Source organism: Streptomyces sp. NPDC049585 (assembly GCF_040675615.1).
GTDB lineage: Bacteria > Actinomycetota > Actinomycetes > Streptomycetales > Streptomycetaceae > Streptomyces > Streptomyces luteosporeus.
The window spans coordinates 35202-51471 of record NZ_JBFAPE010000031.1 but is presented as its reverse complement, the minus strand read 5'-3'; the positions used below and the strand labels follow the sequence as shown (position 1 = coordinate 51471).

Genomic DNA, 16270 nt, shown 5'->3' with positions numbered 1-16270 from the left:
GGGTCGCTTTCCCGACCGCCCCCGGTGCACGCCCACGCCGCGAACTGCGCCCCCGCACCCTTCGGCCGACCCCGAGCGCGCAGGTACGATGCGAGGCGGCGCACCCCACCGGCGGACTGCCCCCGGGCACCTCGGCGGAGGCGCCGGCACTGCTGGTCAACTCCCGTCCACAGCACAGCGGTTCGTAACAAGGCGCGGCCAAGGCACTCGCCCGGCGGCACGGGACGCTACGGGGGCAGGTTTGTGGGGGACGTGATGGATCTCGGCATGCAGGGCCCGCCCGCCCCGGCCGACCTCGCCTGGCTGCGCGCCGTCGAGGCCTACACCATGGGCGCCTACACGGAGGCGGAGAAGGAGTTCCGCACCGCCGTCCGCATCGATCCCGGCATGGCCGACGCCTGGCTCGGGCTGCACGCGCTGCGCGCGGAGACCACCACCGCACTGCTGCGCATGTACCGCCACCGCGACCGGTTCGGCGAGCAGCGCTCCCGGCACCGGCGCCCGCTCAACTCCTGGTACTGGCTGGGCTGGTGGGTCCAGCCGGTCCTCGAAAGCCACCGGGACCTGCTGCTCGCCCACGCCTCCCACTGGCTCGACGGGCGCCACGTCCCCGAGCTCGACCGGGCCCTGGCCGGCTGCCCGCCGGTGGAGACCGACCCCCAGGTGCGCTTCCTGCACGCCTGCCGCGCCTACCTCGTCAAGGACTGGGAGCAGCTCGTCCGGCACACCGACCCGCTGCTGGACGACCCGCTGCTGGGCATCGAGGCCGGCCTGTTCGGCGGCATGGCCCGGGTGCGCCTGGAGATGTACGGCCAGGCCGAACCCCTGCTGTCCGCCGCGCTCATGCGCTGCCGCAGCGAACAGCCGCAGCGCAAGGAGCTGCGCTACTGGCTCGCCCGCGCCCACGAGGGCACCGGGCGCAGCGCCGCCGCCCTGCCGCTGTACCGGGCCGTCCACCGCGTGGACCCCTCCTTCATGGACACCTCCGCCCGGCTCACCACCATCGCCGACGGCGACACCCTCGGCGGCGAGGACCCCATCGACCTGGCCGCCGTCCCCGTCGGCGGCGGGCCCGCGGACGGCACGGAGGGCGGCGGCGAGCCGGAGGCCCAGCCCGTCGACACCCTCGACCTGCTCACCGACAGCGGCCCCGAGCCCGCCGGCAGCGCACCCGTCGAGGCCGACGGCATCCGCGAGAAGTTCCGCGTCCCGCCCCAGGCCGGGCCGCACGTGCTGCCCGGCCGCCCGGACCCGGTGCTGCTGGCCAGGGCCCTGGCCGAACTGGAGCGCATGGTCGGCCTCGAACCCGTCAAACGACAGGTGCGCGCCCTGTCCGCCCAGCTGCACATGGCCCGGCTGCGGGCCGGCCAGGGCCTGCCCGTCCAGCCCCCCAAACGGCACTTCGTCTTCTCCGGCCCCTCCGGCACCGGCAAGACCACCGTCGCCCGCATCCTGGGCCGCGTCTTCTACGCCCTCGGACTGCTCGGCGGCGACCACCTCGTCGAGGCCCAGCGGGCCGATCTCGTCGGGGAGTTCCTCGGACAGACCGCCGTCAAGGCCAACGACCTCATCGACTCCGCCCTCGGCGGCGTGCTCTTCGTCGACGAGGCCTACAGCCTGTCCAACTCCGGCTACAGCAAGGGCGACGCGTACGGCGACGAGGCCCTGCAGGTCCTGCTCAAACGCGCCGAGGACAACCGCGACCGCCTCGTCGTCATCCTCGCCGGCTACCCCGAGGGCATGGACCGCCTCCTGGCCGCCAACCCCGGCCTGTCCTCCCGCTTCACCACCCGCGTCGACTTCCCCAGCTACCGCCCCGCCGAGCTCACCAGCATCGGCGAAGTCCTCGCCGACGAGAACGGCGACTGCTGGGACGAGGAGGCCCTGGACGAACTGCGCAGCATCAGCGCCCACGTGGTCGAGCAGGGCTGGATCGACGAGCTCGGCAACGGACGCTTCCTGCGCACGCTGTACGAGAAGAGCTGCGCGTACCGGGATCTGCGGCTGTCCGGGTACGGGGGGACGCCGACGCGGGAGGACCTCGCGACACTGCGGCTGGCGGACCTGATGCAGGCGTACGGCGAGGTGCTCTCGGGCCCCGGCTGGAGCACGAGGCGCCGCGGCGCGGCGGACCCCCACGACCCCCAGGACCCGGCGCCGTGACGGCGGCGCTTGACCACGGCGCCCCGTAGGGGCGCGGGGAACTGCGCGACAAGCCACGACGCGCCCGCAGATTGCCCGGACCCCGGGTGGCGTGCAAGCTGCGGGCCGTCGCCGGCTGATCGCGCCCACGCGGCGGCAGCCGCAGATCGACACCGCCCCGCGCCCCTTACGGGGCGCTGCACGACCCGCCGGACGCGGCCTAGGGGGCGGCAGCCCCGCTCGGGGACGGGGAGAGGGCGGGGCCGGGGAGAACCACCGGCTCCGTCAGGATCTCGCGGTGGGACGGGTCGCGGACCTCGCCGACCAGCATCTCCAGGACGTCCTCCAGGGCCACGAGCCCCAGGATCCTGCCCGACGCATCCGCGACAGCGGCCAGGTGCGCCGCCGCCCGCCGCATCACGGTCAGCGCGTCGTCGAGCGGCAGTTCGGCCCGCAGCGTCTCGACGCGCCGCCACACGTGCTGCGGCACGGCCCGTTCCCGGTCCTCCAGGTCCAGGACGTCCTTGACGTGCAGGTAGCCCATCACGGTGCCGCCGGGTGCGGCGCATATGGGGAAGCGGGAGTAGCCGGTGCGTACCGTGAGCTCCTCGACCTGCCGGGGGGTGACCGAGGGGTCGACGGTCACGAGCGAGGCCGGGTCCAGCAGGACCTCGGTGACGCGCCGGCTGCCGAGCCCGAGCGCGTCCTCGAGGCGTTCCTGCTGTTCGGGTTCGAGGAGGCCGGCCTGCCGGGAGTCCTCGACGAGCCGGTTGAGCTGCTCGCTGGTGAAGACGGCCTCGACCTCGTCCTTGGGTTCGACGCGGAAGAGGCGCAGCACCGCGTGGGCGCAGGCGCCGAGCAGGCGGGTGACGGGCCGGCACAGCCGGGCGAAGGTGACCAGTCCGGGGCCGAGCCACAGGGCGGCCCGGTCGGGGGCGGACATGGCCAGGTTCTTGGGCACCATCTCGCCGACGACCAGGTGGAGGACGACCACGAGGGCGAGGGCGATGACGTAGCCGAGGGGGTGGACGAGCCCGTCGGGCAGCCGGATCGCGTGGAAGGCGGGTTCCAGGACGCGGGCGACGGTGGGTTCGGCGACGGCGCCGAGGGTCAGCGAGCACATGGTGATGCCGAACTGGGCGGCCGCCATCATCTGCGGCAGGTTCTCCAGGCCGGTCAGGACCGTGCGGGCGCGGCCGGAGCCGGCCGCGGCTTTGGGCTCGATCTGGCTGCGGCGCACGGAGACGAGGGCGAACTCGGCGCCGACGAAGAAGCCGTTGGCGAGGACCAGCAGGAGGGCGAAGAGGAGTTGCAGCAGGTTCATCGCTGCACCGCCGCCGCGGTCTCGGTGCGCACGAGTCGTACGCGTTCGGCGCGGTGGTGGCCGACGCGGCGTACGGTCAGCCGCCAGCCGGGCAGCTCGGCGCGGTCGCCGGGGACGGGGATGCGGCCGAGCAGGTCGGCGACGAGTCCGGCGACGGTCTCGTAGGGGCCGTCGGGGGCTTCGAGGCCGATGCGGCGCAGCGCGTCGAGGCGGCTGCTGCCCTCGGCGTCCCAGGCCTGGCGGCCGTCCTCGCAGGGCACGGGTGTGAGGTCGGGGCGGCCGGCGTCGGCGGCGTCGTGCTCGTCGCGGACCTCGCCGACGAGTTCCTCGACGATGTCCTCGAGGGTGACGACCCCGGCCGTGCCGCCGTACTCGTCGACGACCACGGCTATGGGCTGTTCGCTGCGCAGCCGCTCCAGCAGGGGCTGCACGGGCAGGGAGCCGGGGACGAGCAGGGGGGCGACGGCGATGCGGCCGACGGTGGTGCGCAGCCGTTCGGGGCCGGGGACGGCGAGGGCGTCCTTGAGGTGGACCATGCCGACGACCTCGTCGAGGCGTTCGCGGTAGACGGGGAAGCGGGACAGGCCGGTGGCGCGGGTGAGGTTCAGGACGTCCTCGGCGGTCGCGGTGGACTGCAGGGCGCTGACCTTCACCCGGGGGGTCATCACGTGCTGGGCGGTCAGGCCGCCGAGGGAGAGGGTGCGCACGAACAGGTCGGCGGTGTCCTGCTCCAGGGCGCCGGCCCGGGCGGAGTGCCGGGCGAGGGAGACCAGTTCGCCGGGGGTGCGGGCGGAGGCCAGCTCCTCGGCGGGCTCGACGCCCAGGGCGCGTACGAGCCGGTTGGCGACCGTGTCGAGCAGGGCGATCATGGGTCGGAAGAGGTGCGAGAAGAGGGTCTGCGGGCCGGCCACGAACCGGGCGACCTGCAGGGGCCGGGAGACGGCCCAGTTCTTGGGCACGAGTTCGCCGATCACCATCTGCACGGCGGAGGCCAGCAGCATGCCGGCGACGACGGCGGTGCCGGGTGCGGCGCCGGCCGGTACGCCGAGGGCGGCCAGCGGCCCGGTGAGCAGCCGGCCGAGCGCGGGCTCGGCGAGCATGCCGACCACCAAGGAGGTGATGGTGATGCCCAGTTGGGTGCCGGAGAGCTGGAAGGACAGCTCGCGCAGGGAGGCGACGACGGTGCGGGCGCGTGCGTCGCCGTCGGCCGCGGCCCGTTCGGCCTCGGGCTTCTCGACGGTCACCAGGCCGAATTCGGCGGCGACGAAGAAGCCGTTCGCCAGGATGAGGAGCAGGGCCGCCGCGAGCAGCAGCAGGGACACGGTGATGCTCATGACGCCGCCTCGCTGTGGGGGGCGGCGCAGGTACTACAGGACGATCCGTCCATTGCCGGAGTACGTCACTCCTCGGTTCGCAGGTGCCCCGGGTGCGGGGCGGGGCACGTGTGTGCCCGTGGCACCAGAGTAATCAAGGAACCGTGGGCGACACGGTTTCAGGTCCCGGAGCGGCCCGTGCCGTGGGCGTCGACCAGGGCGCGCAGGGCCCGGGCGTCGGCGATGGCCTGCTGCTTGGCGATGCCGGTCTGGATGCCCATGGCGGGCAGACTGGTGCCGTCGGAGAGGTCGAGGTGGACCCAGGAGTCGCCGGAGCGCAGGTTCACGCGGACGATCTGGGCCCAGGCCAGCCGCCGGGTCGTGGTGAGGTTGGTGACGGTGACACCGTCCTGGGTGGCCACGACCTTGGGGCGGCTGAGCAGGGCGAGGACCGCCAGCCCGAGGAGCCCGGTGCAGATGAAGGTGACCCGGTCCCCCGTGGTGAGCGTCTGCAGCATGAACGACATCACCGTGAGCACCGCGAGCAGCGCGAAGCCGGTGCCGAGCAGGACGACGCGGGTGCGGGTGGGGCGGAAGGTGACGGGCAGGGCGGGCAGGCCGGCAGCCGGTGCGGGGGTGGTCACTTCGGTGGTCTTCCTCGGGCGCGGGCGGTCCGTCAGAGGCGGCAGGCGTGGATGCCGGTGGTGAGGATGGCGCGGGCGCCCAGGTCGTAGAGCTCGTCCATGATGCGCTGGGCGTCGGTGGCGGGGACCATCGAGCGGACGGCGACCCAGCCCTCGTGGTGCAGCGGGGAGACGGTGGGCGACTCCAGGCCGGGGGTGAGGGCGACGGCGCGCTCGACGTGCTCGACACGGATGTCGTAGTCCATCATCACGTAGCGGCGGGCCACCAGGACGCCCTGCATACGGCGCAGGAACTGCTGCACCTTGGGGTCGTCGGCGGGGGCGCCGGTGCGGCGGATGACGACGGCCTCGGAGTGCAGGATCGGCTCGCCGATGATCTCCAGGCCGGCGTTGCGCAGGGTGGTGCCGGTCTCCACGACGTCGGCGATGATCTCGGCGACGCCCAGCTGGATGGCGGTCTCGACGGCGCCGTCGAGGTGGACGACGGAGGCGTCGACGCCGTTGTCGGCCAGGTGCTTGGTGACCAGGCCGGAGAAGGAGGTGGCGATCGTCATGCCGCCGAAGTCGCCGACGTCCTTGGCCGTGCCCGGCCGGGTGGCGTAGCGGAAGGTGGAGCCGGCGAAGCCGAGCTGCATGATCTCCTCGGCCCGGGAGCCGGAGTCCAGCAGCAGGTCGCGGCCGGTGATGCCGATGTCGAGCTTGCCGGAGCCGACGTAGACCGCGATGTCGCGCGGGCGCAGGAAGAAGAACTCGACGTCGTTGGCGGCGTCGACGAGGACCAGCTCCCTGCGGTCCTTGCGCTGGCGGTAGCCGGCCTCATGGAGCATCGCCGACGCAGGCTCGGAGAGAGAACCCTTGTTGGGAACGGCGATGCGCAGCATGAGGGGGTGTCCTTCGTGCGAGAAACGGAAAAAGTGAGGGGGTCGCTGTGATCCAGGGGATCAGAGATGAGCGTATACGTCGTCCAGGGAGATGCCCCGGGCCACCATCATCACCTGAAGGTGGTACAGCAGCTGGGAGATCTCCTCGGCCGTGGCCTCGGCGCCCTCGTACTCGGCGGCCATCCAGACCTCGGCGGCCTCCTCGACGACCTTCTTGCCGATGGCATGCACGCCCTTGCCCACCAGCTCGGCGGTGCGGGAGGTGGCGGGGTCGCCGGTGGCCTTCTGCTGGAGCTCGGCGAAGAGCTCCTCGAACGTCTTCTTGGACATGGTGGTCCTACCCTACGCCGCCCCCGCCCCGCATCAGTGCCAGGGCTCGGCCACCGAGCGCAGCGTGACGGCCGTGGCGACGGCCGCGGTGACCGCCTCGTGGCCCTTGTCCTCGCTCGAGCCCTCCAGGCCCGCCCGGTCCAGGGCCTGCTCGTCGGTGTCGCAGGTGAGCACGCCGAAGCCGACGGGGACGCCCGTGTCGACGGAGACCTGGGTCAGGCCCTGGGTGACGCCCTGGCACACGTAGTCGAAGTGGGGCGTGCCGCCGCGGATGACGACGCCCAGGGCGATGACGGCGTCGTAGCCGCGGCCGGCGAGGACCTTGGCCGCGACGGGCAGCTCCCAGCTGCCGGGGACGCGCAGCAGCGTCGGCTCGTCGATGCCGAGCTCGTGCAGGGCCCGCAGGGCACCGTCGACGAGGCCGTCCATGACCTTCTCGTGCCACTGGGCCGCGACGACCGCGACGCGCAGGTCCTGGCAGTTGCGCACGCTCAGCTGGGGGGCACCCTTACCGCTCACGTTCTTCCCTCTTCTTCCCTGTGGATGTGGTGTGTGGTCCGGTCGGTCACTGGTTGCCGCAGGCGGAGACGTGCCCGCCGTCCAGCCAGGGCAGGTCGTGGCCCATGCGGTCGCGCTTGGTGCGCAGGTAGCGCAGGTTGTGCTCGCCGGCCTGGACGGGCATGGGCTCGCGGCCGGTGACCTTCAGGCCGTGCCGGACCAGGGCCGCGGTCTTGTCGGGGTTGTTGGTCATCAGCCGCAGGGAGCGCACCCCGAGGTCGGTGAGGATGCGGGCGCCGGCGGCGTAGTCGCGGGCGTCGGCGGGCAGGCCCAGTTCGAGGTTGGCGTCGAGGGTGTCGCGGCCGTCCTCCTGCAGCTGGTAGGCGCGCAGCTTGGGCAGCAGGCCGATGCCGCGGCCCTCGTGGCCGCGCAGGTACAGCACGACGCCGCGGCCCTCGGTGGCGATCCGTTCGAGTGAGGCCTGCAGCTGGGGGCCGCAGTCGCAGCGCAGCGAGCCGAAGACGTCGCCGGTCAGGCACTCGGAGTGCACCCGCACCAGGACGTCCTCGCCGTCGCCGAGGTCGCCGGCGACCAGCGCGATGTGCTCGACGCCGTCGAGGGTGGAACGGTAGCCGTACGCCCGGAACTCGCCGTGGGCGGTGGGCAGGGAGGTGACGGCCTCGCGGCGGACGGTGGGCTCGGCGGCGCGGCGGTGGGCGATGAGGTCCTCGATGGAGATGATGGACAGCCCGTGCTTGCGGGCGAAGGGCACGAGCTCCGGCAGGCGGAGCATGGCGCCGTCCTCGCCTGCGATCTCCACGATGGCGGCGGCCGGCCGCAGTCCGGCGAGGCGGGCGAGGTCGACGCCGGCCTCGGTGTGGCCGTTGCGGGCCAGCACGCCGCCGGGCTTGGCGCGCAGCGGGAAGACGTGGCCGGGGCGGACGAAGTCGCCGGGGATGGCGGCGGGGTCGGCCAGCAGGCGGATGGTGGTGGCGCGGTCGGCGGCGGAGATGCCGGTGTCGGTGCCGTGGGCGCGGGTGGCGTCGACGGAGACGGTGAAGGCGGTGCGCATGGACTCGGTGTTGCGCTCGACCATCTGCGGCAGGTCGAGCCGGTCGACGTCCTGCTCCTCCAGGGGCACGCAGATCAGCCCGCGGCACTCGCTCATCATGAAGGCGACGATCTCGGTGGTGACCTTCTCGGCGGCCACGACGAGGTCGCCCTCGTTCTCGCGGTCGGCGTCGTCGACGACGACGACGGGCCGGCCGGCGGCGATGTCGGCGATGGCGCGCTCGACGGGGTCGAGGACGATCTCGTCGCTCGCGTACCAGCTCTGCAGGGCGGTCATGCCGCTGCTCCTTCCGTAACCGTGCCGGTGATCCGCGAGCGCAGCCACCAGTCGCGCAGGCCCCACAGGACGAGGGCGAAGTAGACGATGTAGACGAGGCCGGAGAAGGCGAGGCCGCTGTCGAAGGCGAGCGGGACGCCGACGACGTCGACGAGGAGCCAGGCGAACCAGAACTCCACGAGCCCACGGGCCTGGGCGACCATCGCGGCGAGGGTGCCGACGAAGATGTACGCGTCCGGCCAGGGGTTCCAGGACAGTTCCGGCACGGCGGTGAACAGGGTGCCGACGGCGAGGGTACCGACGGCGGTGCCGGCGAGCAGCAGGGCGCGCTCGCGCCAGGTGGCGAAGCGCACGGCGATGGTGCCGTCCTGGGCCTGCTGCCTGCCGCGGGTCCACTGCCGCCAGCCCCACAGGGCGACGCCGATGACCAGGAGCTGCTTGCCGATGCCGCCGCTCAGGTGCGCGGAGGCGTAGGCGGCGACGAGGATGAGGCCGGAGAGGAACTGGGCGGGCCAGGTCCATATGGAGCGCCGCCAGCCGAGGGCGAGGGCGGCGAGGCCGATGGTGTTGCCGATCATGTCGGACCAGATGACGTGCTGGCCGAAGAGCGCGAAGGCCTCTGCGTTGAGCCAGTCGAGGGCGCTCATGCGCTCGCCTCCGCGGTGCCGCGGCCGCCGAGCAGCCGCTCGACGTACTTGGCGAGGACGTCGACCTCGAGGTTGACGGGGTCGCCGGGCTGCTTGATGCCGAGGGTGGTCAGCTGCAGGGTGGTGGGGATGAGGCTGATGGTGAAGTAGTCGTCACCGGCCTCGACGACGGTCAGGCTCACGCCGTCGACGGTGATGGAGCCCTTCTCCACGACGTAGCGCGCCAGGCCGGCGGGCAGCGCGATCCGCACGATCTCCCAGTGCTCGCCGGGCACGCGCGCGGTGATCGTGCCGGTGCCGTCGACATGGCCCTGGACGAGGTGGCCGCCGAGGCGTCCGCCGAGCGCCATGGGCCGCTCCAGGTTGACGCGGGAGCCGGGGACGAGGGCGCCGAGGCTGGAGCGGGTCAGGGTCTCGGCCATGACGTCGGCGGTGAACTCGCCGTCGGCGCTCTCGACGACGGTCAGGCACACGCCGTTGACGGCGATCGAGTCGCCGTGCGCGGCGCCGTCGGTGACGAGCGGGCCGCGCAGGCGGAACCGGGAGGAGTCGCCCAGCTTCTCGACGGCGACGACCTCGCCCAGTTCCTCGACGATTCCGGTGAACACGTCAGATCTCCTCGGTGGCGGTGGCGGTGGCGGTGGGAGTGGGTGCGGCAGTGGGGGCGGTGGTGCGGGGGGTGGCGGTGATGCGCAGGTCGGGGCCGAGCCGGGTGACGTCGGTGACGTCGAGCCGCAGGGTCTCGGCGACGGTGCCGATGCCGGCGTGGCCGAGGGCGGCCGGTCCGGCGCCGAGCAGGGCGGGGGCGAGATAGCCGACGACGCGGTCGACGGCGCCGGCGGCCAGGAAGGCGCCGGCGAGCGTCGGGCCGCCCTCCAGCAGGACCGAGCACACGCCGCGGGCGTGCAGGGCGGCGAGCAGGGCGCGGACGTCCAGCCCGGCGCCGTCGGCGGCGCGCGGCAGGCGGACGGTGCCGGTGCCGGCCAGGTGCCGGGCGTCGGCGTCCTCGGCCACGGCGATCAGGGTGGGGGCGGCGTCGTCGAGCACGCGGGCGCCGGGCCTGACGGCGGCGTCGGTGGTGACGACGACCCGCAGCGGCTGGGTGACCTCGCGCTCGTCGAGGACGCCGCCGCGCACGGCCAGGTGCGGGTCGTCGGCGCGCAGCGTGCCGGAGCCGACGACGACGGCGTCGGCCTCGGCGCGCAGCCGGTGCACGTCGGCGCGGGAGGCGGCCGAGGTGATCCAGCGGCTGGTGCCGTCGGCGGCGGCGCTGCGCCCGTCGAGGGTGGCGGCGTACTTCCAGGTGACGAAGGGGCGGCCGTGCAGGACGGAGGTGAGCCAGGCGGCGTTGCCGGCGGCGGCCTCGTCGGCGAGCAGTCCGCCCTCGGTGCGCACGCCGGCGGCGGCCAGGGTGGCGGCGCCGCCGGAGGCGGTGGGGTTGGGGTCGGCGACGGCGTAGACGACGCGGGCGATGCCGGCGTCGACGAGCGCCTGGGCGCAGGGGCCGGTGCGACCGGGGTGGTTGCAGGGCTCCAGGGTGACGACGGCGGTGCCGCCGCGGACGTCGCGGCCGGCCTCGGCGGCGGCGCGCAGGGCGGCCACCTCGGCGTGCGGGCCGCCGGCCCGCCGGTGCCAGCCCTCGCCGGCCGTGCGGCCCTGGGCGTCGAGGACGACGCAGCCGACGACGGGGTTGGGGCTGGTGGAACCGAGGGCGCGGGAGGCGAGCGCGATGGCGCGTCGCATCGCCTCGGCTTCGGTAGCGGTGGCCACCGGGGTCCTCCTGCCTCGTCGGGCAACGGACTCCGGGGCTGTCGTACGGGACGACGAAGAAGCGGGTACACGACGACGGCAGCTCGCACGCCGGGAGAGGACACACGGGTCCCCGCAGAAGGGGGTGCCCGCGCGGTCACCGGTGGCGGTGTGCCGTCGCATGCCCGCCGCGCACTGCCTCCCATCCGGACTTTAACCGTCGGTCCAGGAATTTCACCTGGTCAACCGGCCGCTGGCTGCGGCCGGGTCGCGGACTGTAACCGCCGGTTCGGACTTTCACCGACCCCGGAGTGCGCTGCGTGTGATGGATCAATTAAGGGTACATGGCGCCTGACCTGCGACTTCCGATGCGGGTCCGGCTGCCATCGAGCGTACGCCGAGCTGCGCCGCGATGTCCATGGGGACTTGACACCGTGCGCGGACTCACACTCCGCCTCGCAGCCTTCCACATCCTGGTCCAGACCTATTGACGCACTGGTCTAGTCCTCTTAACCTCTGCCACACCTCCGAGGAGTACGGCCCGGCGGTGCGCGCACACCACGGGCCACAGCACGTCGCAAGCCCCCCACGCACAGCTCTGGCAAGAGCCCCCCACTGGAGGAACGCTCGTGTTGTCCCGAAAGAGCACCATCGGCCTGCGCCGCAGACGCGCCGCCGCCCTCGCGTCGGCCGGCGCCGCACTCGCCGGACTGATCGTCGCCGCCCTGCCGGCGACCGCCTCGCAGGCGGAGGACCAGTCCTCCTGTCGCCCCGACGGCCTCTACCGCACCCCCGGCGTCGACGTCCCCTACTGTTCGGTCTACGACGCTGCCGGCCGCGAGAAGATGGGCCCCGACCACCAGCGCCGCGTCATCGGCTACTTCACCGGGTGGCGCACCGGCAAGGACGGCACCCCCGCCTACCTCGCCCCCGACATCCCCTGGGACAAGGTCACCCACCTCAACTACGCCTTCGCGCACGTCGGCCCGGACGACCGGATATCGGTCGGCGCCGACGGACCGGGCAATCCCGCCACCGGCATGACCTGGCCGGGGGTGCCGGGCGCCGAGATGGACCCGGTCCTGCCCTACCAGGGCCACTTCAACCTGCTCACCAAGTACAAAAAGCTCCACCCCCAGGTGAAGACGCTCATCTCCGTGGGCGGCTGGGCGGAGACCGGCGGGTACATCGACGAGAACGGCAAGCGCGTCGCCTCCGGCGGCTTCTACAAGACCGCGACGAACGCCGACGGCTCGGTCAACCAGGGCGGCATCGACACCTTCGCCGACTCCGCCGTCGCCTTCGTCCGCAAGTACGGCTTCAACGGCGTCGACATCGACTACGAGTACCCCACGTCGATGAAGGACGCCGGCCACCCGAAGGACTGGGCGCTGGCCAACGCCCGGCGCGGTGGCCTCAACCGGGGCTACACGGCCCTGCTGAAGTCCCTGCGCGAGAAGCTCGACCGGGCGGGCGCCGCCGACGGCCGGCACTATCTGCTGTCGGTCGCCGCACCGTCCTCCGGCTACCTGCTGCGCGGCATGGAGACCTACCAGGCCACGAAGTACCTGGACTACGTCAACGTCATGTCCTACGACCTGCACGGCGCCTGGAACGAGTTCGTCGGCCCCAACGCGGCGCTGTACGACGACGGCAAGGACGCCGAGCTCGCCAAGTGGGGCGTCTACGGCACCGCGCAGTGCGGCGGCATCGGCTACCTCAACGGCGACTGGGCCCACCACTACTTCCGCGGCGCCCTGCCGCCCGGGCGCATCAACCTCGGGCTGCCGTACTACACGCGCGGCTGGAAGAACGTCACCGGCGGCACGGACGGGCTGTGGGGCACGGCCAAGGCCGCCTCGTGCCCGGCCGGCTCGGGGCTGACGTCCTGCGGCGACGGCGCGGTGGGCATCGACAACATCTGGAACGACAAGGACGACGACGGCAAGGAGTCGCCCGCCGGCTCCAACCCGATGTGGCACGCGAAGAACCTGGAGAAGGGCATCGCGGGCGACTACCTGACCCGCTTCGGCTTCCCCGCCGGCACCAAGCTCACCGGCAGCTACACCCGCCACTACGACACCACCCTGACCGCCCCCTGGCTGTGGAACGCCGAGAAGAAGGTGTTCCTGTCCACCGAGGACGAGCAGTCGGTGCAGGCCAAGGCGCGTTACGTCGTCGACAAGGGCCTGGGCGGCACGATGATCTGGGAACTGGCCGGCGACTACGGCTGGAACGCGGCCAAGGGCCAGTACGAGCCCGGCTCGACCCTGACGAACGCCCTGTACGACGCCTTCAGGGCCGCGCCCGGCTACGGCGCCCGGCGGGCCACCACCGACCTGCCGGAGAAGGCTCTCGACATCGACGTGGCCCTCACCGACTTCCCGCTCGGCGACTCCAACTACCCCATCACGCCCAAGCTGCGCATCACCAACCGCACCAGGGCGACCGTCCCGGGCGGTGCGGAGTTCCAGTTCGACTACGGCACCTCGGCGCCCGGGAACGCCAAGGACCAGTCGGGCTGGGGGCTGAAGGTCATTCGCAGTGACCACACCGCTCCCAACAACATCGGCGGCCTCAAGGGCGACTACCACCGGGTGTCGGTGACCCTGCCCGCGTACCAGTCGATCGCGCCCGGTGCCACCGCCGTCGTGGACCTGACGTACTACCTGCCGGCCACCACGCCCTCCAACTGGAGCGTGACCTTCGGCGGCAGCACGTACGCCCTGGCCGGCGACCTCGCCCGCGGCACCACCGTGGTCGACCCCGGCGGCCCGACGCCGACACCCACCGCGACACCCACGGCGACGCCCACCGCGACACCCACTGCGACGCCGACGGCCACGCCCACCGGTGGAAGCTGCGCCGCGCCCTCCTGGGACCGGGCGAGCGCCTACAGTGGCGGTGCCACGGTCTCCTGGAAGTCCCGTACCTGGAAGGCGAAATGGTGGACGCAGGGCGAGGAGCCCGGCACCACCGGCGAGTGGGGGGTGTGGCAGGACCTGGGAACCTGCTGAGGGACGCGGGGCCCGGTGCGCCGGTCCGGGGAGGAGCCGCATGGGCAGCAGCAGCGCGCAGCGCGCCCGTATCGCCATGGCCGCCGTCTTCGCCGTCCACGGCGCGGTCACCGGCAGCTTCGCGACCCGCATCCCGTGGCTGCAGGAGCACACCGGCGCCGGCGCCGGGGCACTCGGGCTGGCGCTGGCCTTCCCCGCGATCGGCGCCTCGCTCGCCATGCCGCTCGCGGGGCGGGTCAGCCACCGCTACGGCTCGCGGACGGCGCTGCGCGCCCTGCTCCTCCTGTGGTGCGCCTCCCTCGCGCTGCCGGCCCTCTCCCCCGGCGTGCCCGCCCTGTGCGGGGCGCTGGCGCTGTACGGGGCGACGTCCGGGATGGCGGACGTGGCGATGAACGCGCTCGGGGTGCGCACCGAGGAGCAGCTGGGCCGCTCCATCATGTCGGGGCTGCACGGCATGTGGAGCGCGGGCGCGCTGGCCGGCTCGGCGGTGGGCACCGTCGCCGCGCACGCCGGCACGGACGCCCGGGTGCATCTCGCCCTGGCGGCCGCGGTGCTGGCCGCGGCGGGCCTGGTCGCCTGCCACGGGGCGCCGGACGTGCGCGCCGCGGAGCACGAGCCGGCGCCGCCCCGGTTCGCGCTGCCGCCGCGCTCGGCGCTGGCGATCGGGGCGGTCGGCTTCTGCGCGGTCTTCGCCGAGGGCGCGGGCCTGGACTGGGCCGCGGTCTACCTGCGCGACGTCGTGGGCACCGACGCCGGCGTCGCGGCGGGCTGCACCACCGCCTTCGCCTGCACGATGGCCGCGGCCCGGCTGGCAGGGGACGCGGCGGTGCGCCGCTTGGGGCCCGTACGGACCGTACGGGCCGGGGGCGCGCTGGCGACGCTGGGCGGCGTGCTGGTCGTGCTGGCCGGCTCGCCCGTGCCGGCCTTCGCCGGTTTCGGCCTGATGGGTCTGGGCATCGCGGTCGTGGTGCCGCTGGCCTTCGCCGCGGCCGGCCACAGCGGGCCGGATCCCAGCCGGGCGATAGCGGGCGTGGCGACCGTCACCTACACCTCGGGCCTGGTGGCCCCGGCCGTCATCGGCCAGATCGCCGGTGCAACGTCGTTGGTGGTGTCGTTCGCCGTGGTGACGGCGTGCGGTGCGGGGCTGGTGGCGGGCGCGGGCGTCCTGCGCGCCCCCGCCCGCCGTGCCACGGCGCCCCGTACCGGCCCGGCCGTCCGCCGCCGCTGACGGCCGGGCGTCCCGCCTCGGCGGTGTGCGCGCACCGCCGCGGGCCGTGAGCCGTACCCCGGAGGGTGCGGCCACGGCCCGCGGTGGAGGGGGACTTTCAGGCGCGCCGGGGTCGCATTACTTCACGATGCCCCAGTTGTGCCAGCTGCTGCTGCGCCAGCTGCTGCGGTTGCAGTCGCCGTGGTGGCGGTGGTGGCCGCCCCACTTGTCGTCGTCGTCGCAGTCGTCCTTGCGGTGGTGACGCCCGCCACCGCCCCAGCGGTCGCAGTCGTCGTGGCCGCCGCCCCAGCGGTTGTGGTCGCCCCAGCCGCCACCCCAGCCGCCGTGGCCGCCGTGGCCGCCGTGACCACCGTGGCCGCCGTGGCCGCCGTGGCGGTCGCAGTCGTCGTGGCCGCCCCAGCCACCCCAACCGCCCCAGTTACCCCAGTCGCCCCAGCCACCGCCGTGGTGCTTGTTCCAGCTGCCGTTCCAGATGCCACCCCAGCCGCCCCAGCCCCAGCGGTCGTAGGTGCGGGTCCAGCTGCTCCAGCCACCGTGGCGGCGGCCGTGGTCGCAGTCGTCGTGGTGACGGCGGCCGTGGTCGCAGTTGTCCCGGTCCCGGTCGCGGTCGCGGTCGCGGCGGCCGTGGTCGCAGTTGTCGCGGTCGCGGTCACGGTCCTTGCGGCCGTGGTCGCGGTCCCGGTCCCGGTCGCGGCCCTTGTCCCGGCCGTGGTCGCGGTCGCGGTCACGGTCCTTGCGGCCGTGGTCGCAGTCGCGGTCGCGGTCGCGGCCCTTGTCCCGGCCGTGGTCGCGGTCGCGGTCACGGTCCTTGCGGCCGTGGTCGCGGTCCCGGTCGCCGTCGTGGTCGTCGTCCCAGGTCCAGGTCTGGTTGCCGGACGCGATCTGGGGCGCGGCCTGAGCGATACCGGCGACCGGAACAACGGTTGCGGCGGCGATGATCGCAGCGGCCGCAGTGCGGCCGACGTGCTTGCGCATGTGTGTCTCCTGAATTGCAGGAAATCGGACAATGAGACTCATACCTCCCGGAAAGCGGGAAACAGCCGCCCCTTGCGGTCATACAGCCCTACGAGCTGTTTTCTGAGCCGATCGCAGCAACACGCCTGGCGGCCCACGGCCGGCTCCGGCAGCCGGTCCGGCCGGCCGGGCCGC

Annotated in this window: 14 protein-coding genes and 1 riboswitch; of the genes, 3 read left to right on the top strand and 11 right to left on the bottom strand. The window is 73.5% G+C overall.

All coding sequences use genetic code 11. The annotated features are described in order from the left end of the window. Positions 1 to 255 precede the first annotated feature (255 nt). Entirely contained in the window at positions 256 to 2163 is a 1908-nt protein-coding gene (locus tag AB0K17_RS25340; RefSeq protein ID WP_365984335.1) for an AAA family ATPase, read from the top strand. Between the two features lie 199 nt (positions 2164 to 2362). Here the strand turns inward: AB0K17_RS25340 and AB0K17_RS25335 are convergent, their stop codons facing one another. The 10 genes from AB0K17_RS25335 to ribD all read right to left on the bottom strand — a co-directional run bounded on the left by AB0K17_RS25335 (position 2363) and on the right by ribD (position 10897). Continuing rightward, entirely contained in the window at positions 2363 to 3466 is a 1104-nt protein-coding gene (locus tag AB0K17_RS25335; protein ID WP_365984334.1) for a hemolysin family protein, read from the bottom strand. Then, positions 3463 to 4794: a hemolysin family protein gene (locus AB0K17_RS25330; RefSeq protein ID WP_365968640.1), complete on the bottom strand. Its 1332-nt coding sequence runs from the start codon at positions 4792 to 4794 to the stop codon at positions 3463 to 3465. Before AB0K17_RS25330 ends, AB0K17_RS25335 begins: the two co-directional genes overlap by 4 nt. A gap of 164 nt (positions 4795 to 4958) precedes the next feature. Beyond that, positions 4959 to 5423: a PH domain-containing protein gene (locus tag AB0K17_RS25325; RefSeq protein WP_365984333.1), complete on the bottom strand. Its 465-nt coding sequence runs from the start codon at positions 5421 to 5423 to the stop codon at positions 4959 to 4961. A 32-nt stretch (positions 5424 to 5455) separates the two neighbouring features. Further along, the gene (hisG, locus tag AB0K17_RS25320) at positions 5456 to 6304 is read right to left on the bottom strand and encodes an ATP phosphoribosyltransferase (RefSeq protein ID WP_344434068.1); all 849 of its coding nucleotides are present in this window, start codon (positions 6302 to 6304) and stop codon (positions 5456 to 5458) included. 60 nt (positions 6305 to 6364) lie between these two features. Continuing rightward, the gene (locus AB0K17_RS25315; protein ID WP_109278790.1) at positions 6365 to 6634 is read right to left on the bottom strand and encodes a phosphoribosyl-ATP diphosphatase; all 270 of its coding nucleotides are present in this window, start codon (positions 6632 to 6634) and stop codon (positions 6365 to 6367) included. A 33-nt stretch (positions 6635 to 6667) separates the two neighbouring features. Beyond that, positions 6668 to 7153, bottom strand: coding sequence for a 6,7-dimethyl-8-ribityllumazine synthase (ribH, locus tag AB0K17_RS25310; protein WP_365968626.1), 486 nt, complete (start codon positions 7151 to 7153; stop codon positions 6668 to 6670). Between the two features lie 46 nt (positions 7154 to 7199). Next, positions 7200 to 8480, bottom strand: a complete 1281-nt coding sequence (locus AB0K17_RS25305; protein ID WP_365968625.1) for a bifunctional 3,4-dihydroxy-2-butanone-4-phosphate synthase/GTP cyclohydrolase II — start codon at positions 8478 to 8480, stop codon at positions 7200 to 7202. Continuing rightward, positions 8477 to 9127: a nicotinamide mononucleotide transporter family protein gene (locus AB0K17_RS25300; protein ID WP_365968624.1), complete on the bottom strand. Its 651-nt coding sequence runs from the start codon at positions 9125 to 9127 to the stop codon at positions 8477 to 8479. Before AB0K17_RS25300 ends, AB0K17_RS25305 begins: the two co-directional genes overlap by 4 nt. Next, the gene (locus AB0K17_RS25295; protein ID WP_365968623.1) at positions 9124 to 9735 is read right to left on the bottom strand and encodes a riboflavin synthase; all 612 of its coding nucleotides are present in this window, start codon (positions 9733 to 9735) and stop codon (positions 9124 to 9126) included. Before AB0K17_RS25295 ends, AB0K17_RS25300 begins: the two co-directional genes overlap by 4 nt. Position 9736: 1 nt before the next feature. Continuing rightward, complete coding sequence (gene ribD, locus AB0K17_RS25290) at positions 9737 to 10897, bottom strand: bifunctional diaminohydroxyphosphoribosylaminopyrimidine deaminase/5-amino-6-(5-phosphoribosylamino)uracil reductase RibD (protein ID WP_365984331.1); 1161 nt, start codon at positions 10895 to 10897, stop codon at positions 9737 to 9739. A 167-nt stretch (positions 10898 to 11064) separates the two neighbouring features. Further along, positions 11065 to 11195: riboswitch (FMN riboswitch) on the bottom strand. Positions 11196 to 11508: 313 nt separating this feature from the next. Here ribD and AB0K17_RS25285 point away from each other — a divergent pair. Together AB0K17_RS25285 and AB0K17_RS25280 are read left to right on the top strand one after the other, a co-directional pair. After that, positions 11509 to 13893, top strand: a complete 2385-nt coding sequence (locus tag AB0K17_RS25285) for a glycosyl hydrolase family 18 protein (protein WP_365984330.1) — start codon at positions 11509 to 11511, stop codon at positions 13891 to 13893. A 40-nt stretch (positions 13894 to 13933) separates the two neighbouring features. Next, entirely contained in the window at positions 13934 to 15121 is a 1188-nt protein-coding gene (locus AB0K17_RS25280; protein ID WP_365984329.1) for an MFS transporter, read from the top strand. A 117-nt stretch (positions 15122 to 15238) separates the two neighbouring features. Here the strand turns inward: AB0K17_RS25280 and AB0K17_RS25275 are convergent, their stop codons facing one another. Continuing rightward, positions 15239 to 16096, bottom strand: a complete 858-nt coding sequence (locus AB0K17_RS25275) for a hypothetical protein (protein ID WP_365984328.1) — start codon at positions 16094 to 16096, stop codon at positions 15239 to 15241. Positions 16097 to 16270 lie beyond the last annotated feature (174 nt).